Genomic DNA, 21,786 nt, shown 5'->3' on the forward strand with positions numbered 1-21,786 from the left:
CGCGCCGTCACGCGGCGCGCGTGAACTGTCCGGGCGGCGGCTGGAGAGACATGGGTGCCAGAACCTTCGTGGTTGTCGGCGGTACCAGCGGGCTCGGTCTCGCGGTGGCCCGGCTGCTGGTCGACGAGCACCGGGTCGTGGTGTTCGGCAACGTGCCGGGCGAGGTCGCCGCGACGGCCGACGAGCTGGGCTGCGACGGGGCGGTCTGCGACATCTCCTCCGACGAGCAGGTCCGCGAGGGCTTCGCCGAGGTGGTGGAGCGCTACGGCACCATCGACGGGGTGGCGGCGTGCGCGTCGATGTGGGCGGGCGGTGAGCTGACGGAGTTGTCGGTGGAGCACATCCGCCGAGCCGTGGAGATCAACGTTCTGGGCATCACGTACCTGCTGCGGGAGGTGGTGGGGCACCTGCACCGGCAGGGGCACGGCAACGTCGTGTACATCGGGGCGATGGCGCTGGCAGCACCCCGACCCGGCATTCCCGTCTACCGGGCCACCAAGAGCTACGGCAGCAGCCTTGTCGATTCACTGGCCGAGGCCCAGCACAGCAACCGGGTCAAGGTGATGCAACTGCATCCCGGGCCGATGCCGACCCGGCTGCAGGAACGGGTGGGGGCCGAATTCCTGGACGAGGTGTACGCCATGCCCGAACAGGTCGCCACCGAGGTCGTCCGGCTGCTGCTGCTCGAACCCGACGATCTCTACGTCTCCGGTGAGCGGGTGCTGCGCGCGGACGGGCGGTGGTGACGGCGGCGGCCGGACCGAACGACCGTCCGGCCTCGGCATGGGCACCGTTGCGGACCGCCGTCTACCGCAACCTGTGGCTGGCACTGCTCGCCGCCAACATCGGCACCTGGATGCAGACGGTCGGCGCGCAATGGCTGCTGATCCACCACTCCAACGCCTCCACCCTGGTCGCGCTGGTCCAGACCGCCAGCCTGCTGCCGGTGCTGCTGCTGGCGTTGCCCGGCGGGGTGCTGGCCGACAGCTTCGACCGCCGACACCTGCTGATCGCCGTGCAGCTGTTCCTGGTGGCGGTGGCGGTGGCGTTGACGCTGCTCACCCTGACCAACCGGATGCCTCCGGCACTGCTGCTCACCCTCACCTTCGCGTTCGGGGTCGGGCAGGCGCTCACCCTGCCGGCCTGGGCGGCGGTGATCCCGGAGCTGGTGCCACAGGACCAACTGCGGTCGGCGTCCGCGCTCGGCTCGATCAGCGTGAACATGGCGCGGGCGGTCGGGCCCGCGGTGGCCGGTGTGCTGATCGCCCGCGTCGGCGTCGCCCCGGTCTTCGGTCTCAACGCCATCGCGTTCGGAATCTTCGCCTACGCGTTGTGGCGCTGGCGGCCCCGCAGCGCCCGCGCGGTCGAGGTGCCCGAGCGCTTCACCGCCGCGTTGCGCGCCGGCAGCCGGTACGTACGCCACTCGCCGATCGTGCGCCGGCTGTTGCGCCGCGCGCTGGTCTTCGTGATCCCGGCCAGCGCGCTGTGGGCGTTGCTGCCGTTGGTGGCCAACCGGCGGCTGGGCCTGGGCTCCGGCGGGTACGGGCTGCTGCTGGCCGCCCTCGGGGTGGGTGCCATCGTCGGCGGTGTGTTGTTGGCCGTGATCCGCACCCGACTGTCGGCCAACCAACTCCTGCTGATCGCCGGGGCGCTGTTCACCGTGGCGCTGACCGTGGTCGGTACGGTGCGGGTGGTGCCACTGGTGCTGCTCGCCCTGCTGCCCGCCGGGATGGCCTGGGTGACGGTGCTGGCCAACGTCAACGCCGAGATGCAGCTCTTCCTGCCCAGTTGGGTGCGGGCCCGAGGGCTGGCGGTCTACCAGGTGTTCTTCGCTGGTGGGCAGGCGGTCGGCGCGCTCGTCTGGGGGTTGGTGGCCGACGTCGGCGGTCTGGTCCTCGCCTATCTCGCGGCGGCGGCGCTGATGCTGGTCGGCACCGTCACGAGTCGGATCTGGCCGTTGCCGAACCTGCGGTCGGTGAACCGCGAACCGGCGGCCTACTGGCCGCAACTGCACCTGGTGCACGAGCCGGACCCGGGGGTGGGGCCGGTGCTGGTGACCGTGCAGTACACCGTCCGGCCGCAGCAGACGCAACCGTTCCTGGCGGCGATGGACCTGGTCCGCGCCGCGCGGCAGCGGACCGGCGCGATGCGCTGGGGGCTGTTCCGCCCGGCGGAGACGACGGACCGGTTCGTCGAGGTGTACCTGGTGCCGTCGTGGGGCGAGCACCTGCGCCAGCACGGCGGCCGGTTGACGGGCGAGGACCGTGCGGCCGAGGAACGGGCCCGGGAGTTGACCGACGGCGAGTTGGAGGTGCGGCACCTGGTGCCCGCCGCCGCCGGCCCGGCCCTGTCCGACGACCGCGAGGCCGTGTGACCGCGCCCCGCCCTCGCCCGGCGTACGGCGTACGCCCCGTTGTTAGGAATGGCCGCACCACCGCTCTCCGACCCGACCGTCGGGCCTGGCGGAACCCACCCGGCACCGGTCGTCCAGGTGGTACGACTTGGGCGGCGGTGGCAGCTACGGGCCGGGGAAGGGTGGCGATGGCGAACGGGCTTCCGGGGCGGCTGCCGCGACGCCGGGAGAATCCGCGGCGGGCGTCGTTCCTGGAACCCTTGTTCGACCTGGCGTTCATCGTCGCGCCGACCCGGCTGTCCCGGGCCGGGTTGCTCCCGCTGATCGTCGTGCGCGACGCGGTGCCCGGGCTGTGGCGACCAGCTCGGCGGACCGATGGATGACGGTTCACCGCCGCACCGCGAGCGGGCGGGACGGCACGACATCGTCGAGTTACGGGTGCACGGCGTGTCGGGGGCGCGACCGGAGAAGATCCTCGGCCGGGCGCACGTCACGCAGGTCGCCGGTGACCGCAGCGGCGGCTTCCACCGCCCGGTCGGGTCCGACTCCACCGGGCCGGACGGGTTGACGCTGGAGGCGTACCGGTGGGGGGACCTGCCCTCGGGCACCGTGGCCCGGACGCGATCGCTGGTCTTCCTGCTGCCGTTCATGCTCAGCAACGTGGCGGTCTGGATGCGGCCGACCGGCCGTCGCAGCGGCGCCGGGGTCACCGTGCTGTGCCGGCTCCTCGCCCTCAACCTCACCGTGTTGTACGTGGCGTCCAGCGCCGGGGTGGCACTCGACCTGCTCGCCTGGCGGTGCCTCGGCGCGGCCCCGTGCCGCGCGCCCTTCGACACGGTGGCCGGGCTCGACGGACGGCAGGTCGGCACCCGGCTGGCGCTGCTCGCCCTGCTGCCGATCGCCGCCGTCGCCTTCCTCCGGTTGCTGGGCACCCGGCGGCCGCGCCCGGCGGGCAACCCGCTGTGGGCCGTCGAGCCACTGGTGGGACGGCTGCGGGCGATCCACGTCGCCGCCGCGTTCGCCGTGCTCGACCTGACGCTGCTCTCGGCCCGTGCCGCTGGCGGTCAGACGGCCTCGACGACCGTGTTGCTGGCGCTCAACGCGGCGGTGCTGCTGGTCTGCTCCGGTCTGCTCGCGATCCCCGGGCTGCTGGACCGGGCGGCGGCCAAGCGGATGGTCACCCGGGCCGCCAGCACGGTGGGCGTGGTGGCCGTTGGCCTGAGCGCGGCCACCCTCCTGGCCGTCGCCCGGGACCAGCGCGCCTGGCCGACGTCGGACGGGCTGCCCGGCTACGCGGCCATCGCCAACTGGGCGCTGTTGGGCCAGATGACGCTGCTGGTGGCGCTGAGCGGACTGGTGCTGTGGCACCACGGCCGCGCAGAGCGCAACAACGCGCTGCCGCGGGGTCTGGGCGCGGCGGTGGTCGCGGCCATCGGGGTCGGCCTGGCCGGCGCGTTCGCCGCCGACCTCGTCTACCAGAGTGGGGACCTGCTTGGCGGCTACCGCGGCGACGGCGGGCCGCCGGTGCCGTACCAGTGGGCCATCCTGTCGTTCTTTCTGCACGCGACGGCCGGCGTGGCGCTGTGCGGGGCGTTGACTCTCCTGTCTCGGCGCCGCCGCTGGCGGGCGGCGGCGGCGATCACCGACCGCGACTTCCCGACGGTGACGCCCGCGGCCGCTGGGCGGCTGCGGCAGGCGACGGAAGCGGTCGCCCGTGCGCGGTTCGCCGAGTGGCTGGGGCTGCTCGCCGTCACGTACGCGGCGCTCGCGGTGATCGGCCTCGCCAGCAATCTGCTGAGGCTGTTCGACCTGGCCCCGGCCCAGTTGGTGCGGCGACTCTTCGGGCTCCCGGCCGGGGCCGTCGACATGGGGCTGGCCATGGGCAGCACCCTCGTCGCCGTGGTGGTCCTGGCACTGCTCCTGGGTGGGGTGTTCGCCTACCGAACCGCGTGGTTCCGCCGGCACGTCGGCATCCTGTGGGACCTCGGCACGTTCTGGCCCCGGGCCGCGCACCCGTTCGCACCCCCGAGCTACGCCGACCGCGCGGTGCCGGAGCTGGCCGACCGGATCACCCAACTGGCCGAGCGGCACCGCGGGGTGTTGCTCTGTGGGCACAGCCACGGCTCCGTGCTGCTGGCCCTCGCGGTGCTGCGGTTGCCCCCGCGGGTACGCCAGCGCGTCGCGCTGCTCACCTACGGGTCGCCGCTGGATCGCCTGTACGCCCGCCTCTTTCCGGCCTACCTGAACGAGAAGGTGCTGCGCATGGTGGGGGAGCGGGTGGGGTGGCGGTGGCTCAACCTGTGGCGGGACACGGATCCGGTCGGCGGCTGGATCTTCGCCCCGAACCGGCCCGGCGATCCGCCCCCGGATCCGGCCGATCCGGCCGCCCGGGTCGACCGGCGGTTACGGGATCCATGGGACCTGCTCGCGCCGCCGGCGGAGCACCACCCGCCGGCGGTGCAGGGGCACCATCCCGGCGAGTCCGACCCCCGGTTCCGGGCGGCGGTGCGCGAACTCGCCGGACGACTCCTCGACACCGACGGCGGCTGAGCGCTCGGTCACCACCGCCCGGATCCTGGGCAGGATCCTCGATCAGCGGGTGAGCAGGGCGCGCAACTCCCGGACCACCTCGGCCGGCGCCTCCTCGGCCATGAAGTGCCCGCAGGTGACCGTCCGGTGCGTCAGGTCCGACGCCCACGACCGCCACAGCCCCGCCGCGTCGTAGCCGAGCGCCGCGCCCCAGTCCTGCTGGAGCACGGTCACCGGCATCCGCAGCTGGTTGCCGGCCGCCCGGTCAGCGCTGTCCTGGGTGACGTCGATACCGGCCGACGCCCGGTAGTCGGCGACGATGGACGGGACCGCGTTCCGGGACGCGCGTAGGTACGCGGCCCGCACGTCCGCCGGAAGGGCTTCCGGGTCGCGGGTCCAGACGTCCAGGAAGTGACCGAAGAAGGCGTCCGGGCTGGCGCCGATCAGCTCCTCGGGCAGGCCGGGCGGCTGCGCCATCAGGTACAGGTGGAACGCGACCGCCGCGGTGGCGCCGCGCAGTACGTCCCACATGTCCAGAGTCGGCAGTACGTCGAGCAGGGCGAGCTGGCTGATCGCCTCCGGATGGTCGAGACCGGCGCGGAACGCGACCAGGGCGCCCCGGTCGTGCCCGGCCAACGCGAACCGTTCGTGGCCGAGCGCGTCGGCCAGGGCCACGACGTCGGCGGCCATGGTGCGCTTGGCGTATCCGTTGCCGTCGGTGTCGACCGGCTTGTCGCTGTCGCCGTAGCCGCGCAGGTCGGGGCAGATGACCGTGTGGTCGGCGGCCAGGTCGGCCGCGACGTGCCGCCACATGAGGTGGGTCTGCGGAAAGCCGTGCAGCAGCACGAGAGCTGGCCCGGAACCCCCCACTGCGGCGTTGAGCGTCACACCGTCGGCGACAGTGACGCGTCGGTAGTCGAAACCGTTGATCCTGGGGTCCACGGGGAACCTTCCTGGTGAGCAGAGCCGGCTGGGGGCAGTGGCCCGTCGCCGCCGTACGTCGTCGAGCCTGCCCGGCGGCGATCAGCAGATGGTCAGTGCCGAATCAGTGCGGGCAGGTCGCCGTCGCCTGCGCCGACCCGCCTAGATTGGTGCCATGACCAGGCAGCCAACGGCACCTGTCGCGGTGACGTTCGGCGTGCTCGGGCCGGTGACCGCCGCCACCGAGCGCGGCCCGGTCCCGCTCAGGGGGCACCGGCAGCGCCTGGTGCTGGCCCGGCTGTTGATCGCGCACGGCCGGGTGGTGCCGGTGGATCGCCTCGTCGACGACCTGTGGGAGGTCGCGCCGGACGGGGCGGTGGGCGCGATCCGGACCTTCGTCGCCGACCTGCGCCGGGCACTGGAACCCGATCGACCGCCCCGGCAGCCGCCCCGGATCCTGGTCACCGAACCACCCGGGTACGTGCTGCGGGCCGCACCGGAGGCGGTGGACGCCGGCCGGTTCGAGGCGGCCGTCGGCGAGACCGGTCTCCTGCTGGCGGCGGGACGTCCCGCGCCGGCCCTGGCTGCGCTCGACGCGGCACTGGGGCTCTGGCGCGGCCCCGCGTACGCCGACTGCGCGAACGAGGCATGGGCGGTCGCGGAGATCAACCGACTGGACGAGCTGCGGATGCTCGCCGTCGAGCGGCGGGCGGAGGCGCTGTTGGCGTTGGGTCGGCCGGACGAGGCCGCCGCCGACCTGCCGGCCCACCTCGCCCGCCATCCGCTGCGTGAGGACGCCTGGCGGCTGCTCGCGGTGGCCCGGTACCGCTCCGGCCGGCAGGGCGACGCGCTGGCCGCGCTGCGTGCGGCCCGCGACGTCCTGGTGACCGAGTTGGGCGTGGATCCGGGTCCCGAACTGCGGCGGCTCGAAGCCGACATCCTGGCCCAGGCACCGCACCTCACCCCCGCTGTGGCCGTTGCGGCCGAACCCGTTCGAGGTGGCGGGCCGGGATCGGTGGCGCAGCGTTCGTTCGTCGGCCGCGATGCCGAACTGGACCGGCTGCGGCGGGCCGCCGAGGCCGCCACCCAACGCCAGCAGCCCACCCTGGCGCTGCTCAGCGGTGATCCGGGCGCCGGCAAGACCGCGCTGGCGGAAACCCTGACCCGGCGGCTCGCCGCCGAGGGTTGGATCACGGCGTGGGGACGCAGCCCGGAGTACGAGGGCGCCCCGGCGGCCTGGCCGTGGACCCAGGTCACCGACGCGCTCGCCGGTTCGACCGGAGCCGTCGAGCCCGCCGGAGCCGTCGAGCCCGCCGGGTCGGTCGATGGCCCGGGTGATCCGGCCGGGGCGCGGTTCCGGCGGCAGCGCGCGGTGGCGTCGCTGGTCTCGGCGGTCGCCGACCGGGGACCGGTGCTCCTGGTCCTCGACGACCTGCACCGCGCCGACGGCGACACCCTGGACCTGTTGACCGCCCTGCTCACCGGCCCACAGCCGGCCACCGGGCCGGTGCTGATCCTCGGCACCTACCGGGCCACCGAGATCAGCCCGGAGCTGACCGCCACCCTGGCCCGCGCCGCCCGGTTGGAGCCGATCCGGGAGTATCTCGCCGGCCTGCCCGCGCCGGCGACCGGCGAGTTGGCCCGCGCCGTCGTCGGGGCGGAACTGGACCCGGGCACCGTCGGGTTGATCCACCACCGCAGCGGCGGCAACCCGTTCTTCGTCCGCGAACTGGCCCAGTTGTACGCGGGCGAGGGCGAGGCGGCCCTGGTCGCGGTGCCACCCGGGGTACGCGACGTGATCCGGCACCGGTTGGCACAGCTGCCCGCGCCGACCCGTACCGTGCTGCGGCAGGCAGCCGTGCTCGGACGCGACCTCGACCCGGAGGTGCTCAGCGCGCTGGCCGGTGATCCTGCGGCGGTGCTGGACGCGGTGGACCGCGCCCTGCAGGCCGGGTTCCTCAGCGAGCGGGAAGACGACGGGCGGCTGCGCTTCACCCACATCCTGGTCCGCGACACGCTCTACGCCGACCTGTCCGCGCCGCGCCGCGCCGCCTGGCACGCGGCCGTCGCGGAGGTGCTGCGACAGCGGCAACCCATCGAACCCGCTGCCCTCGCGCACCACCTGCTCCGCGCCGGTGGCCCGGTCGCTGCCGGTCGTGCTGGGGCGTACGCCCGCACGGCCGCAGAGCAGGCCGAACGCGATGGCAATCCGCACGAGGCGGCCCGCCTGTGGGGGCAGGCGCTCGAGGCGTACGACCGCGCCGGTGGGGTGGCGCAGCGCGAGCGGTTGACCGCGCTGCTCGGGCTGGGACGCGCGCTGGCCGTCACGGGCCGGCTGGCCGAGGCGCGGCGACGGCGGGCCGAGGCGATCGCCGCAGCCGAAACCGTCGGCGACCCACTGCTGATCGAGGAGGTGTTGGCGGGCTTCGACGTGCCCGCCATCTGGACGCGCAACGACGACGACCTGCTCTCCGGGCACATCGTCCGAGCCGTCGAACAGGCGCTGACCGCTCTCGGCCCAGCCGGCTCGACCGGCTCGACCGGCTCGACCGGCTTGACCGGTCTGACCGACTCGGCCGACTCGGCCGGCTCGGCCCGCTCGGCTGGCTCGGCCGGTCTGACCGGCTCGGCGCAGCGCAGCCGGCTGTTGAGCACCCTTGCGCTGGAGCTGCGCGGCACCACCACCGATCGTGGTCGCCGTGCGGCGGACGAGGCCGAGACGATCGCCCGGACCCTCGGCGACCCCGGGCTGCTGGCCTTCGCGCTCAACGCCCGCTTCATGCACACCTTCCAGCGGGTTGGTCTGGCCGGTGCGCGGGCCCGGATCGGCGCCGAACTGGTCGACCTGGCCGCCCGACAGCAACTGGTGACGTTCGAGGTGCTCGGGCACCTCGTCCTGGTCCAGGCCAACTGCGCCCTGGCCGACCGGTCCGGCGCCGACGCGCACGCCCACGCCGCCGACCGCCTCGCCGAGCGGTACGAGCTGCCGTTGGTCGGTGTCTTCACCCGGTGGTACGCCGCGCTGCGGCTGGCGCTGGGTGGCGACCGGGACGCCGCGGCAACTGCGTACCGGGCCGCCGCCGAACGACTGCCCTCCGACGCCATGCCGGGCCTGGCCCAGGGGTTGCTGCCGCTCGCCCTGCTCGGCCTGCGCCTGGCCGACGCCGTGAGCGACGACCCGCTGGCAGGTGACGCCCGGCTGGTCCCCGGGCGGCGACCGATTCCCGGGCCGGACGACGAGGACTGGGCGCGGCTGGACTGGGGCCCGCACGAGCCCTGGGTCCGGCCCCTGCTGCTCGCTGCCGCCGACGATCCCAGCGCCGCCCGAACGGCGCTGCGGACCCTGCCGGACGGACCGCACGACCTGCTGCGGGAGGTGCGGCTGTGCCTCACCGGCCGGGCGGCGCTGGCCATCGGCGACCGGCCCACCATGGAACGCGTCGCCGCCGCGCTCCGCCCGGCCGCCGCCGAACTGGCTGCCGGCAGCGGGGTGGTCACCGTCGGCCCGGTGGCCGGGCACCTCGCCGATCTGGCTGCTGCCCTGGGCCGCGACGAGGAAGCCGCCGGGCACCGCCGTGCCGCGCGGCTGCTCGCCGCGCGCGTCCGCGCCGACGACCCAACCTGAGGGCCGGTCCAGGGGTCACGTCATGCGAGATCTTGGACAGTTACCGTCTTGCGCGAACGGTAACTGTCCAAGATCTACGAACAACACATCGCGATGTCGACCAGACCCGGGAACCCCGCCGGCCCGCATCCCGGGTTGTGGGGTACCGGCCAGCGGTCGGTGCTGGTGCGGGGTCAGCTGTTCCAGCGGTGCCCGTACCCGTGCCGGACGACACGCCCCCGCGCTCGGGCTACCCGGTGACTTGCCGGTTTCCGCCGGAACCGACCGGCGGGTGCGGTCAGATGGAACCACCGGCGCGTCCGCCGTCGGCCATGGTCCGAGGGGGTACGCGTGGACGTGCTCGTCCTGATCGTGGTGCTGGGCGCCACCGTCCTGGTCGGTACCACTCTCGGCGGTCGGTACCGGGTCGCGCCGCCGGTTCTGCTCATCGCGTTCGGGGTGTTGCTCGGGTTCGCGCCACCGTTGTCCGAGGTGACCCTGGAACCGGACCTGGTGCTGCTGATCTTCCTGCCCGCGATCCTGTACCGGGAGAGCCTCACCATCAGTCTGCGCGAGATCCGGGCCAACCTGCCGGTGATCGGGCTGCTCGCCGTGGTGCTGGTGGTGCTCACCATGGTCACGGTGTCGTTCACCGCGCAGGCGTTCGGGGTGAACCCCGCCGCCGCCTGGGTGCTCGGCGCGGTCCTCGCGCCGACCGACGCCGCGGCGGTCACCGGCCTCGCCAAACGGCTGCCCCGGAAGCTGCTCACCACCCTGCACGCGGAAAGCCTGATCAACGACGGCACCGCCCTGGTGATCTTCGCGGTGGCGGTCGGTCTGCTCGCCGGGGGTGCGACGCCGGGTGCGCTGGGGGTCAGCGAGGAGTTCGTCGGGGCCAGCGTCGGCGGCGTGCTCGCCGGTCTGCTGGTGGGGGCCGCCGTGGTGCTGATCCGTAAACGGCTCGACGATCCGCTGCGCGAGGGCGCGCTGAGTGTGCTGACACCGTTCGGGGCCTTCCTGCTCGCCGACTCGGTGCACGCCAGCGGTGTGCTGGCGGTGGTGGTCGCCGGACTCATGCTGGCCTACGCCGGCCCACGGGTGATCCGGGCCCGGTCCCGGGTGCTGGCGTACGCGTTCTGGGACCTGACCACGTTCCTGATCAACGGCGGGCTGTTCGTCCTGCTCGGCACGCAGATACCCCGGGCGGTACGGGGCATCAGCAGCACCTCGCCCGGACGGGCGCTGGTGATCGTGCTCGCGGTGACCGTGGTCGTCCTGGCCACGCGGCTGCTCTTCATCTATCTGACCACGCTGTCGGCGAGGTTGCGGCGCCGCCGGATGGTGATCGAGGGCCAGGGGCCGTCCGGCTGGCGGGTGGGGACCGTCGCCGGCTGGTCCGGTTTCCGGGGTGCGGTGTCGCTGGCAGCCGCACTGGCCGTCCCGACGATGACGGTCGCCGGTCGACCGGTGGTCGAACGCGACCTGATCATCTTCGTCACCGCCCTGGTGATCGTGCTGATCATGCTGCTGCAGGGCACCACCCTGCCGCAGGTGGTGCGCTGGGCGGGGTTGGTCGGCGACCCCGAACGTGTCGACGAGGCCCGCAATGCCCGGCGGCGGGCCACCGAGGTGGGCCTGGCCGCCCTGCCCCAGGTCGCCGCCGAGGTCGGTGCCCGGGAGGAGTCGGTGCGCCGGCTGCAGGCGGAGTACCAACGCCACCTGGAGGACGTCAACGAGAGCGGCGGAAACACCGCCGAGGAACGTCGCCTGGAACGCCGACTGCGCCTCGGGGCCCTCGCGCACAAGCGGCGGGAGATCACCCGCCTGCGCGACAGCCGGGAGATCGACGACCTCGTGCTGCAGGAACTCCAGGCGGCACTGGACAACGAGGAGATCCGGCTGTTGGGACGTGAACCCAACGACTGATCGCGGTCGACGGGCTCAGAGCACCTGGGCGAGGAACCGGCGTAGCCGGGGATGCTCGGCCCGTTCGAAGATCGCCTCCGGCGGCCCGGCCTCCAGCACGACGCCCCGGTCCATGAAGGCGACGGTGTCGGCTACCTGCCGGGCGAAGCCCATCTCGTGGGTCACCACCACCATGGTCATGCCCGCGGCGGACAGGTCGGCCATCACCCCGAGTACGCCCTTGACCAGCTCCGGATCGAGCGCCGAGGTGGCCTCGTCGAAGAGCATCACCTCGGGCCGTAGCGCCAGCGCCCGGGCGATCGCCACCCGCTGCTGCTGACCGCCGGAGAGCTGCGCCGGCCGTGCGTCGGCCTTGGCTGCCAACCCCACCAGCTCCAGTTGGGCCCGGGCGACCGCCTCCGCCTCGTCCTCGCCGAGCTTGCGGAGCCGGCGCAGCGCGAGGGTGACGTTGCGCAGCACGCTCATGTGCGGGAAGAGGTTGAACTGTTGGAAGACCATGCCCACCCGTTGCCGCAACGCGTCCGGGTCGTCACCCAGCACGCTGCGCCCGTCCAGCAGCACGTCGCCGCGGTCCGGCTCGATCAGCCGATTGATGGTGCGCAGCAGGGTGGACTTGCCCGACCCGGACGGGCCGATCACACAGGCCGTCGCCCCGCGCGGCACGGTGAGGTCGACACCGCGCAGCACCCGGTTCGGCCCGAAGGCGAGGTGCACGTCGCGTACGTCGAGGCTGACCGAGGTGGTCGTCGCCGTGGTCATCGCCGGTCTCCTTCGGTCGCGACGGGCAGCACCGACGCGAGGTCGTCGTCCTGGTCGTCGTCGGACGGTGTGGTGGCCGGCCGGCCGTTGCGCAGCCGCCGGTCGATCCAGTTGACGACGTGTGTCAGCGGGACGGTCAGCACCAGGTAGCACAGCCCCGCCAGCAGCAGCGCGGACTCGTTGCCGGTGGTGGCCGCGTAGTCCTGCCCGATCCGGAACAGCTCCCGCTGACTGGCCACCAGGCCGAGGAAGTAGACCAGGCTGGAGTCCTTGATCAGGGCGATGAGCTGGTTCACCCAGGCGGGCAGCACCCGCCGGATGCCCTGCGGGATGATCACCAGCCGCATCGCGTCGGCCCAGGAGAAACCGAGAGCGCGGGCACCCTCCAACTGGGCGGCCTCCACCGACTGGATGCCGGAGCGGAAGATCTCCCCGATGTACGCGGCCGCGATGAGCGACAACGCCAGGATCCCCAACGGGTAGGGGTCCGGCCCCCAGACCTGCATGCCCAGCGGGGCCAGCCCGACGCCGATCAGCAGGATCGTCGCCGCGGCCGGAAGCCCTCGGAACACGTCCGTGTAGACCCGCGCCGGCCAGCGCAGCCACCGGCTGCGGGAGATGCCGGCGACGGCCAACAGCAGGCCCAGCACCGAGCCGAGCAGGGCGGCGGAGACCGCCAGGATCAGCGTGTTGGGCAGCCCGACGGTCAACATCTCGGGCAGCGCCTCGCGCATCGCGTCGATGTCGAAGAAGGTCTCCCACAGGGTGCTCAACGGATCCATCGGTCGCCTCTCCGGTCGCCCTGCTCGCTCGTCACCGGATCAGGAAGCAGCCGACGCGGACGCCGACGGCGTGGCTGCCGTGGACGCCGACGGCGTGGCTGCCGTGGACGCCGACGGCGTGGCTGCCGCGGACGGGGCCGACACCGTGCCGCTGCCCGGCTTGAAGTCCGCCGGGATCGGCCGGCCGGGGTAGTACTGCGCCTGCAACCGGCTCCAGGTGCCGTCCGCGATGACCTCGTCGAGGCCCTTGTTCAGTGCATCGCGCAGCTTGTCGCCGCCCTTGGCGACGGCGTACGCGGTCGGTGCCGGGCTGAGCTGCTTGGCCGCAACGGTGATCTTGCCGTTGCTGTCGGCGGCCGACTTCTCGCCGATCTCGGCCGGGGCGATCCACGCGTCGGCGGTGCCGGCCTTGAGCTGGTTGATCGCGCCGTTGTAGTCCGGCACCCGCACCGGGTCGAGCTTCTCGCCGGTGGCGTAGTCGTCCTGGACGGTGCCCTGCACCACCACGACCCGCTTGCCGGCGAGCTGGTCGAAGCCGGTGATCGGCGAGCCGGCCGGGACGTCCAGGCCGAAGTAGCCGAAGTCGTAGCCGTTGCCGAAGTCGACGGTCTTCTTACGCGCCTCGGTGATGGTGATCGAGGAGCTGCCGACGTCGAACTTGTGGTTGTTGACCTGGGAGAGCAGGGCGGAGAAGTCGGTGCCGACGAACTCGACCTTGAGGCCGAGCTTGCCGGCCACGGCGGTCAGCAGGTCGTTGTCGAAACCGGTGAACCGGCCGTCCTTGAGGTAGACGTTCGGCGGGGCGTCGGTCAGCGTGCCGGCCCGCAGCACGCCCGGCTGCGCCAGGCCGTACGGGTTGGCGGTGGCGTCGGCCGAGCTGTCGTTGCCGCAGCCGCTGAGCGTGGTGGCGGCCAGGATCGTGGCCGCGCCCAGGGCGGCGGCGCGGGTCAGGGCAGGAAGAAGTCGCACGGGTGTCTCCGAAGGGTGGTGTCTCGGTGGGCACGGGCGTGCGCCACCGACGGGACGCCCGATGGGCGTACCGGTGGGAAGGAGTTCGGGAAGGGGTGTGCTAGAGCGCGATGCCGCGACGACAGGCGGCGCTGCACATTCGCATCATGTCCACGTGCCGTCGCCGGGTCAGTGCCGGCGAGGGCCAACCGGAGCAGACGTCCGCGACGCCGGTCGGTGGGGCGGTGCTGAGGATGCGCATGGGTCTCCCGGGTCTGTGCTGACCTGGGTGCCAGGCCACGCTTGCACCGGCGTCGTGCCGGTGCCTGGTCTTCACCCGGGGCACCCCACCGCGGAGGAGGGTTGCCGGCCAGCGAGCCGGGGCTTCGCGCTGGCACTCATGACCTGCGGCGAGGCTAGCAGCACGCCCGGGTGGGTCGTCCAGTCGTTATGACCACGCTCACCGTGCGCGACGAGCTGCCCCGCCCGCAGGTCAGCCGGCGTGCACGTGCGGTCGACGGTGCGGGTCGGGCTCCTGACGGCGCAGGATCTCCCGGGTCACCGAGGCGATGGCACCCTGTCCGAACGCCAGGTAGCGCAGGAAGTTGCGAGCCGGTCCGCCCTCGGACCACTCGAAGTAGATGTGGGGGCGCCGACGGCTGCGGTCGCGGATCTCCAGCAGCAGGGCGGCGAGCGCGGTGGGCACCGAGGAACTGGCCAGGCTGAGCACCGGGAAGCGGCCGTCGGCCACGCTGCCGCGTACCAGCAGCCCGGTCTCGAAGTCGGACGGGTCGGTGACCTGGACCTCGACGAAGATGACGTCGCTGTCATCGGGGAAGTCGTTGTCCGCCATGGTCTGTGCCAGCTTGGCGCGGTACTCCGCCTCGTCGCGCCGGTCGGGATCGTGGGCGATGAGCCGGATTCGCCGTCCGGCACGTTCGTCGATCATCCGGGTCGCGACCGCGTCCAGCTCGACGCGGTCCACGCGCAGCTCATAGGCCCGCATCAGCCGGGACAGCACCGACACCACGATGAATCCGCCGATGAAGCAGGCCGCGATCTTGACACCGTCGGGGCGTTCCACCACGTTCGCCAGGGTGGTGTAGACGAAGATCACCGCGATGACGCCGAACGCGATGGTGCGGCCGCGCTGACGCCGCCGCACCGCCGCGAGCGTCACCGCCGTCGCCGCCGACGTGATCAGCACCAGGACACCCGTGGCGTACGCGCCGCCCTGCGCGTCCACGCTGGCCTCGAAGACGACCGTGATCAGGAACGCCACCGCGATGAAGACCAGCACCAGCGGCCGGATGGCCCGCGCCCAGGTCGGTGCCATGCCGTAGCGGGGCAGGTAGCGAGGTACGAGGTTGAGCAGACCGGCCATCGCCGACGCCCCCGCGAACCACAGGATCCCGATGGTGGACAGGTCGTAGATGGTGCCGAACACCTCCCCGAGGTGCTCGTGCGCCAGGTAGGCCAGCGCCCGGCCGTTCGCCGGTCCGCCCGGCCGGAAATCCTCCGCCGGGATCAGCACGGTGGTCGTCACGCTGCTGGCGATCAGGAAGGCGCTCATGATCAACGCGGCGGTGGTGAGCAGTCGGTGCGCGCCGCGGATCCGGCCCAGCGGTCGAGCCTCGGAGTCCTGCGGGTCTCCTCGGACGCTCGGCATGACCGCCACCCCGGTCTCGAAGCCGGACAGGCCCAATGCCAGTTTCGGAAAGACCAGCAGCGACAGCCCGACCACCAGCCAGGGATCGCCGTGGCCGGTGGTCAGCGTGGTGGTCCAGTCCCCGACCGCGCTCGGGTGCGTCACGACCCGCCACAGCGAGTCGGCCATCACCACCGCGTTCAGCGCCAGGTAGACCGCGACCAGGACGACCGCGATTCCGATGGCCTCGCCGAATCCCTTGAGGAACACCGCGCCCAGCAGCGTCAGCAGCAGCAGGGTGAGCAGCACCTCGTGCCCCTTGAGCCCGCTCGGCAAAAAGGGGTTCTCATCGATGTGCGCGGTCGCGTCGGCGGCCGACAGGGTGATGGTGATGATGAAGTCGGTGGCCGCGAAACCGAGCAGCACCAGCACCAGCAACTTGCCCGGCCAGTAGCTCAGCAGGCGTACCAACATCGCGATCGAGCCCTCACCGTGCGGGCTCTCTACCGCCACCCGTCGATAGACCGGCAGCGCACCCAGCAGGGTCACCAGCACCAGCACCAGGGTCGCCACCGGCGACAGCGCCCCGGCGGCCAGCGCCGCGATGCCCGGCTGGTAGCCCAGTGTGGAGAAGTAGTCGACGCCGGTCAGGCACATCACCTTCCACCACGGGTGGTGCCGGTGCTCCGGCGGACGCCCGTGCGGCCCCGGGTGCTGCACGACCTGCTCCGAGCCGGCGTCGAGCAACCACCCCCGCAGCCGGCCGCCGCGCCTGTCGACCTTCATCGGCGCGTCCCCCGTCATCCCGCCCGCGGTCACCGTGAGTATCCGCCCGTCCAGCCGCGCCCGTCCGCCGGTGCGCGGAACTCGCCCGCCGCCCGCTCGGGTTTCGGGCCAGAGACAGGGGGGAAACAGCGCCCCCGGCCTGGCGGGATCACGCCGGACCGGACGTCACCGGGGAGGGGGCAGAGCATGGTCGGTGGCCGTCGCTCCCGCCCGGGTGGTGGTTTCGGTCGCCAACTCGACGAGTACGAGACGAGGGATGGCAGCCCGCCCCCCGCGGAGTCGCCCGATCCACCCGCCGGTGGCCTGGTGGACAGCGCCGTCTACGTCCGCGGGCACCGGTTCGCCTCGCCGTCCGGCCTCGCCGAGACGTACCGCTGCCTGCAGGAGCAGGACTCCGCGATGGCCTGGATCGGGTTGTACCGGCCCGACATCGGCCAGATCACCTCGCTGGCCCGGGAGTTCCGGCTCCACGACCTGGCGGTCGAGGACGCGATCAACGCCCACCAGCGACCCAAGCTGGAACGGTACGGGCACACCCTGTTCGTGGTGTTGCGTGCCGCCAGTTACGACGACCTGCGGGAGGAGGTCGAGTTCTCCGAACTGCACCTGTTCATCGGCCCGGGGTTCGTGGTCACCGTCCGACACGGTGAGGCACCGGATCTGGCCTCGGTGCGGCGGCGGATGGAGACCGAGGCGGCGATGCTCGCCCGGGGGCCGCAGGCGGTCCTGTACGCGATCCTCGACCAGGTCGTCGACGGGTACGCGCCGGTGGTGGCCGGGCTGGAGAACGACATCGACGAGATCGAGACGCAGGTGTTCGGCGGCGACCCGAACGCCAGTCGGCGCATCTACGGCCTCAGCCGGGAGGTCATCCAGTTCCAACGGGCTGCCCGCCCACTGCTGAGCGTGCTCGACGCGCTGGCCGACGGCGCCGGCAGCGCCAGCACGGACGAGGAACTGCGCCGCTACCTGCGCGACGTGACCGACCACCTGACGCAGGTGGTGGAGCGGGTGGACGGTTTCCGGCACCTGCTGCAGAACATCCTCACCGTCAACGCCACCCTCGTCTCGCAGCAGCAGAACGAGGAGATGCGCAGCCTCACCGCGGCAAGCTACGCGCAGAACGAGGAGCTGAAGAAGGTCTCGTCCTGGGCGGCGATCCTGTTCGCTCCCACGCTCATCGGCACCGTGTACGGGATGAACTTCGTCCACATGCCGGAGTTGAACTGGCGCTTCGGCTACCTGTTCGCGCTGCTGCTGATGCTGCTGGTCTGCGGCACCCTCTACGTGATCTTCAAGCGGCGCGGCTGGCTGTGAACCGCGCCGCGGGGGATCACTCGATGCCGCGCAGGATGTGGCGTTCGTCCTCGACGTCGTCGTCGCCGGCACTGATCCGACCGAGTAGTACGGCGGCGGCCCAGATCGTCAGCGGCGTGGCCGCCCCGGTCATGCCTCCGCCGGTCCGGTCGTCCCGGGTCTGGCTCCGCTCCGCGCGCGGTGGCCTGCGCTGAGCCTGCATAGGCACTGCCCCTCTCGTCGAAGCCGCCTCAGCGGCGCGGGGTGTGCCCGCGCCACCGGCGTGGGAGCACCCGCGCTCGGGCAGGTCACCACCGGTGCGGCATCCATGTCGAACCATCCCATGCCGAGCCGCATCAGCACCGCTTCTTTTCGGTTTCCCGACTGTCGCCCGCCAAACCGGACATTTCGCCAAGTCGGTGAGCTGGACCGGGTGCTGCGGTTGGGGAGCGCAACAGGTGGGCGCTCCTGCTCAGGGCAGCGGGTGGGCGATGTCGCGGGCGTGGTCGGTGAGTGCCGCGCCGACCACGGTCGCGGCCAGCGGCAACACCTCAAGGCAACGCCGCACCGCGGCGGCCATCAGCGCGTTCGGCACCCGCATGGAGAGCGTGCAGTGCGGCACCCAGCGACCCGGCTGGTAGTGCTCGGCCAGTCCGATGCCGGCGGCGGTGAGCCGGTCGTACACCATGCGTTGGTGGGTCAGCAGCTCCGGTGTGGGCGCCGGGCCGAGCCAGAGCACCCGACCGACGAACTGCCCGGCGTGCTGGAAGTCGAGTCGCAGCGGGGCGGCCACCACCGTTGCGCGCAGCGCCTCGGCGACCTGCTCGGGGTCGAACCGGGGCGCCACCGCGAGCGAGATGTGCGGCCGGTGGCGCTGCTCCCACAGCGACCGCATGCTCTGCACACCCTCGGCCTCCAGCGCTTCCCAGAGCACCCGGATCCGCCGGGTGGCGTCCGGGTCCAGATACAGCTCCAACGCCGCGACCACGCGATCACCGTAGCGGTCGAGGTTTGATCGGTCCCTGCCGGCGGTACTGGATCGGAAGGCTGACCAGGAAGGCGTGTCCGTGGACGTGAGTGACCTGCTGACCGAGACGTACGACCGGCTGCCCGACCTCGTTCGCGCGGCGGTGGACGGGCTGAGTCCCGAGCAGTTGCGCTGGGCCCCCGGCCCCGGCGCCAACTCGACCGGGTGGCTGGTCTGGCACCTGACCCGGGTGCAGGACCACCACGTGGCCGACCTGCTCGACGTCGAGCAGGTCTGGGTGAGCGGCGACTGGGCGGGCCGGTTCGGGCTCGCCGCCGACCCGGACGACACCGGCTACGGTCACTCGGCTGCCCAGGTCGCGGCGGTGCGGCCGGAGAGCGCGCAGGCGCTGATCGACTACTACGAGGCGGTCTCGTCGCGTACCGGATCGTTCCTGGCCGGCCTGCGTCCGGCGGACCTGGACCGCGTGGTCGATGAGGCGTGGGATCCGCCGGTCACCCTTGGCGTCCGGCTGGTCAGCATCGCCGAGGACGACCTGCAACACGTCGGCCAGGCCGCCTACGTGCGCGGCCTGATCGAGGCCGACTGACCTGCCCGCCGAGCAGGCGGCCCCACGTCGACCCGCCGTGCTGAGGTCGGCCCTCACCCGATTCGGGTGAACCGAACTCACCCCGCCATGGGTGATCCTTCCGAAGAACCGTGGGGGAGGGGACACCTGATGGGCGTGACGGCGGCGCAGTACCTGCAACAGTTGGACGCCGGCCGGCGACCCGATCTGCCGGAAACCACCGCCGGGACGCTACGGCTGGACTTCCGCGGCGACGGCTGCACCGATCACTGGTACCTGACCATCGGCGACCAGCACGTCCGGGCCACCCGTAGCGCGGACGACGCCGACCTGGTGGTCAGCGCGGAGCGGACGACCTTCGACCGGATGGCCAACGGCGAGCTGCACCTGGCTCAGGCTCTGCTCAGCAACGAGCTGGCCGTCCGGGGCGACCTGCGTCTGTTGACGCTGCTGCGGCGGATCTTTCCCGGGCCGAGCGGTGCCCGTCATCCGCGCGAGCTGGGGCGGGCCGCGGTGGCCGGTCGGGCCGGGTCGTCCGGTCGGGCCGGGTCGACCGGTCGGGGTGAGCGGCCATGAGGCAGGAACTGGTGCACGTCATCGCCGGCAACGTGTTCGCGATCAGCGACGCCCAGGGTGACATCGAGCTCGATCCGCATGCGCCGGTCGGTCTCTTCGCGTTCGACACCCGCTTCCTGTCCCACTGGGTTCTCACGATCGACGGCGAACGGATCAACGCGCTCTCCCGCGACGACATGACGTACTTCGAGACCCGCTTCTTCCTGGTCCCGGGCGCGGCGAGTCACTACGTCGACGCCGATGTGTCGATCATCCGGCACCGCTCGGTCCACGACTGTTTCCACGAGAAGATCACCGTGCTCAACCACGCGTCGCAGCCCGCCGAGTTCACCGTACGGATGGAGATGGCGAGCGACTTCGCCGACATCGTCGAGGTCGGGCAGCTCAGAGAGCGAGCCGTGCAGATCGCCGTCGACCCCGCGGCCAACCGCCTCGTGCTGCGCTACGAGCGGGAGCGGTTCGCGCGCGAAACCACTGTGCAGAGCACCGCTCCGGTCGAGGTGGACGAGGGCGGGATGACGTTCCGGATCCACCTCGCCCCCGGAGGAACGTGGGAGACCGACCTGCACGTCTCCCTGACCATCCAGGGTGAGGCCGGCCAGGACCTGCGCGCCGGCCTGCAGTCGCACCAGCAGGCCGTCCGCGGGACCATGCGGGAGGACCTCGCGGACTGGCTGGACCGGGCGCCGCACCTGGTGGCCGAGCGGGGCGGGCTGGAGGAGACGTACCGGGGCAGCCTGGCCGACCTGGCGGCACTGCGGTACCAGCCGCTGGCGTCCAGCGAGCGGGTGCCGATCGGTGGCCTGCCGTGGGCGATGGCGTTGTGCGGACGGGACAGCATCATCACCTGCCTGCAGACGATGGCCTTCACTCCCGAGTTGGCCCCCGCGACGCTGCGGACGCTGGCGCTGTTGCAGGGCGGTCAGCTCGACGACGAGCACGACGAGGAGCCGGGCAAGATTCTGGCCCAACTTCGCTACGGCGAGTCGGCCGCGTTCGGCGAGCGGCCGACCGCGTTGTACTACGGCGCGGCCGACACCACCCCCCTCTTCGTCGTCCTGCTCGACGAGTACGAGCGCTGGTCCGGTGACGCCGACCTGGTGCGCGAACTGCGCCACCCGGCTCGGATGGCCCTGGACTGGATCGACGAGTACGGCGACCTGACCGGTGACGGCTACGTGCGCTACCAGCGCCGGAACGAGCGCGGCGGCGCGATCAACCAGTGCTGGAAGGACTCCGCGGACGCGATCGTCGACGCACGCGGCCGGCAGCCCGCCTTTCCCCGCGCCACCTGCGAGTTGCAGGGCTACGCGTACGACGCGAAACGGCGTGGCGCTCGGCTGGCCCGGGAGTTCTGGGGCGACCCCGCGTACGCCGACCGGTTGGAGCGGGAAGCGGCAGCGCTGAAGGACCGCTTCAACCGGGACTTCTGGCTGCCCCAGCAGGAGCACTACGCGCTGGCGCTCGACCCGTACGGCGAGCCGGTCGACGCCCTGTCGTCGAACATCGGGCATCTGCTGTGGAGTGGGATCGTCGCGGACGACCGTGCGGAGGCGGTCGCCGAGCACCTGGTCGGGTCGCGGTTGTTCAGTGGCTGGGGGGTGCGTACCTTCGCCACCGGGCAACGCGGGTACGACCCGGTGGGCGCACATCTGGGCGGGGTGTGGCCGTCGGACAACGCTCTGATCGCCGCCGGGTTGCGCCACTACCGTTTCGACGTGCAGGCGGCACGGATCGCGGCCGGCATCTTCGACCTGGCGCAGACGCTCGGCGGGGCAGTGCCGGAGGTGATCGCCGGCTACGACCGCAGCGTGACGAAGTATCCCGTCCAGTTGCCGTCGGCGGGTCGCCCGCAGTCGTGGTCGTCGGGGGCGCTGCTGATGCTGCTGGGCACCACGCTGGGGCTGCGGCCCACCGGCGACGATCTGTTGGTGAACCCGGCCGTGCCCGGGGGCTTCGGCCGGCTGGAACTGCTGGACATCCCTGGCCGCTGGGGTCACTCCGACGCCTATGCGAGGGACCGAACCGCCAGCCCGCACCGGCCCAGGGCCAAGTGAGCCCTGCCGCCGGTCGATCACCCGCGCCCCACCGGCCGGCGTCGG

General features: G+C 72.5%; 18 protein-coding genes and 1 riboswitch. Of the genes, 10 read left to right on the forward strand and 8 right to left on the reverse strand.

Going from position 1 to position 21,786, the window contains the following annotated elements:
- The first annotated feature begins 50 nt into the window (after positions 1–50).
- The 4 genes from C7C45_RS02085 to C7C45_RS02100 all read left to right on the forward strand — a co-directional run bounded on the left by C7C45_RS02085 (position 51) and on the right by C7C45_RS02100 (position 4,903).
- Positions 51–746: an SDR family NAD(P)-dependent oxidoreductase gene (locus tag C7C45_RS02085; RefSeq protein WP_167454608.1), complete on the forward strand. Its 696-nt coding sequence runs from the start codon at positions 51–53 to the stop codon at positions 744–746.
- Complete coding sequence (locus tag C7C45_RS02090; protein WP_110561914.1) at positions 740–2,374, forward strand: MFS transporter; 1,635 nt, start codon at positions 740–742, stop codon at positions 2,372–2,374. Before C7C45_RS02085 ends, C7C45_RS02090 begins: the two co-directional genes overlap by 7 nt.
- Positions 2,375–2,541: 167 nt before the next feature.
- Positions 2,542–2,736, forward strand: coding sequence for a hypothetical protein (locus C7C45_RS02095; RefSeq protein ID WP_146247231.1), 195 nt, complete (start codon positions 2,542–2,544; stop codon positions 2,734–2,736).
- Positions 2,729–4,903, forward strand: a complete 2,175-nt coding sequence (locus tag C7C45_RS02100; RefSeq protein WP_110561916.1) for a hypothetical protein — start codon at positions 2,729–2,731, stop codon at positions 4,901–4,903. Before C7C45_RS02095 ends, C7C45_RS02100 begins: the two co-directional genes overlap by 8 nt.
- Before the next feature lie 42 nt (positions 4,904–4,945).
- Here C7C45_RS02100 and C7C45_RS02105 read toward each other — a convergent pair whose 3' ends face one another.
- A complete protein-coding gene (locus tag C7C45_RS02105; RefSeq protein ID WP_110561917.1) occupies positions 4,946–5,824 on the reverse strand; it encodes an alpha/beta fold hydrolase in 879 nt (292 codons plus the stop codon).
- Positions 5,825–5,978: 154 nt separating this feature from the next.
- Between C7C45_RS02105 and C7C45_RS02110 the strand changes: the two genes are divergently transcribed.
- Both C7C45_RS02110 and C7C45_RS02115 read left to right on the forward strand, forming a co-directional pair.
- Entirely contained in the window at positions 5,979–9,428 is a 3,450-nt protein-coding gene (locus C7C45_RS02110; RefSeq protein ID WP_110561918.1) for an ATP-binding protein, read from the forward strand.
- Between the two features lie 330 nt (positions 9,429–9,758).
- The gene (locus C7C45_RS02115) at positions 9,759–11,333 is read left to right on the forward strand and encodes a Na+/H+ antiporter (RefSeq protein ID WP_110561919.1); all 1,575 of its coding nucleotides are present in this window, start codon (positions 9,759–9,761) and stop codon (positions 11,331–11,333) included.
- 15 nt (positions 11,334–11,348) lie between these two features.
- On the opposite strand, the gene C7C45_RS02120 is transcribed toward C7C45_RS02115, so the two are convergent.
- From C7C45_RS02120 to C7C45_RS02130, 5 genes are all read right to left on the reverse strand, one after another.
- A complete protein-coding gene (locus C7C45_RS02120; protein ID WP_110561920.1) occupies positions 11,349–12,092 on the reverse strand; it encodes an amino acid ABC transporter ATP-binding protein in 744 nt (247 codons plus the stop codon).
- Positions 12,089–12,874 (reverse strand): amino acid ABC transporter permease, encoded by a 786-nt coding sequence (locus C7C45_RS34385; protein ID WP_208641039.1) that lies wholly within the window; start codon positions 12,872–12,874, stop codon positions 12,089–12,091. Before C7C45_RS34385 ends, C7C45_RS02120 begins: the two co-directional genes overlap by 4 nt.
- Before the next feature lie 39 nt (positions 12,875–12,913).
- Positions 12,914–13,843, reverse strand: a complete 930-nt coding sequence (locus tag C7C45_RS34390; protein ID WP_208641040.1) for an ABC transporter substrate-binding protein — start codon at positions 13,841–13,843, stop codon at positions 12,914–12,916.
- Between the two features lie 100 nt (positions 13,844–13,943).
- A complete protein-coding gene (locus C7C45_RS33855) occupies positions 13,944–14,084 on the reverse strand; it encodes a hypothetical protein (RefSeq protein WP_167454609.1) in 141 nt (46 codons plus the stop codon).
- A gap of 32 nt (positions 14,085–14,116) precedes the next feature.
- Positions 14,117–14,228, reverse strand: a riboswitch (SAM riboswitch).
- Between the two features lie 87 nt (positions 14,229–14,315).
- Positions 14,316–16,256 carry an amino acid transporter gene (locus C7C45_RS02130; RefSeq protein WP_110561921.1) on the reverse strand — a complete coding sequence of 647 codons (1,941 nt, stop codon included), beginning with the start codon at positions 16,254–16,256 and terminating at the stop codon, positions 14,316–14,318.
- Between the two features lie 186 nt (positions 16,257–16,442).
- Here C7C45_RS02130 and corA point away from each other — a divergent pair, with 186 nt between their 5' ends.
- The gene (corA, locus tag C7C45_RS02135) at positions 16,443–17,573 is read left to right on the forward strand and encodes a magnesium/cobalt transporter CorA (protein WP_110561922.1); all 1,131 of its coding nucleotides are present in this window, start codon (positions 16,443–16,445) and stop codon (positions 17,571–17,573) included.
- A gap of 16 nt (positions 17,574–17,589) precedes the next feature.
- On the opposite strand, the gene C7C45_RS33470 is transcribed toward corA, so the two are convergent.
- Complete coding sequence (locus tag C7C45_RS33470; protein WP_141908638.1) at positions 17,590–17,781, reverse strand: hypothetical protein; 192 nt, start codon at positions 17,779–17,781, stop codon at positions 17,590–17,592.
- A 243-nt stretch (positions 17,782–18,024) separates the two neighbouring features.
- Positions 18,025–18,540: a 2'-5' RNA ligase family protein gene (locus C7C45_RS02140; protein WP_110561923.1), complete on the reverse strand. Its 516-nt coding sequence runs from the start codon at positions 18,538–18,540 to the stop codon at positions 18,025–18,027.
- Positions 18,541–18,619: 79 nt separating this feature from the next.
- Between C7C45_RS02140 and C7C45_RS02145 the strand changes: the two genes are divergently transcribed.
- The 3 genes from C7C45_RS02145 to C7C45_RS02155 all read left to right on the forward strand — a co-directional run bounded on the left by C7C45_RS02145 (position 18,620) and on the right by C7C45_RS02155 (position 21,741).
- Complete coding sequence (locus C7C45_RS02145) at positions 18,620–19,129, forward strand: mycothiol transferase (RefSeq protein ID WP_110562055.1); 510 nt, start codon at positions 18,620–18,622, stop codon at positions 19,127–19,129.
- Positions 19,130–19,258: 129 nt separating this feature from the next.
- The gene (locus tag C7C45_RS02150; protein WP_110561924.1) at positions 19,259–19,684 is read left to right on the forward strand and encodes an SCP2 sterol-binding domain-containing protein; all 426 of its coding nucleotides are present in this window, start codon (positions 19,259–19,261) and stop codon (positions 19,682–19,684) included.
- Positions 19,681–21,741 (forward strand): amylo-alpha-1,6-glucosidase, encoded by a 2,061-nt coding sequence (locus tag C7C45_RS02155; RefSeq protein WP_110561925.1) that lies wholly within the window; start codon positions 19,681–19,683, stop codon positions 21,739–21,741. The genes C7C45_RS02150 and C7C45_RS02155 overlap by 4 nt, the downstream gene beginning before the upstream one ends.
- Positions 21,742–21,786: the final 45 nt, after the last annotated feature.

The sequence above is a fragment of the Micromonospora arborensis genome, from assembly GCF_003205615.1.
Classification (GTDB): domain Bacteria; phylum Actinomycetota; class Actinomycetes; order Mycobacteriales; family Micromonosporaceae; genus Micromonospora; species Micromonospora arborensis.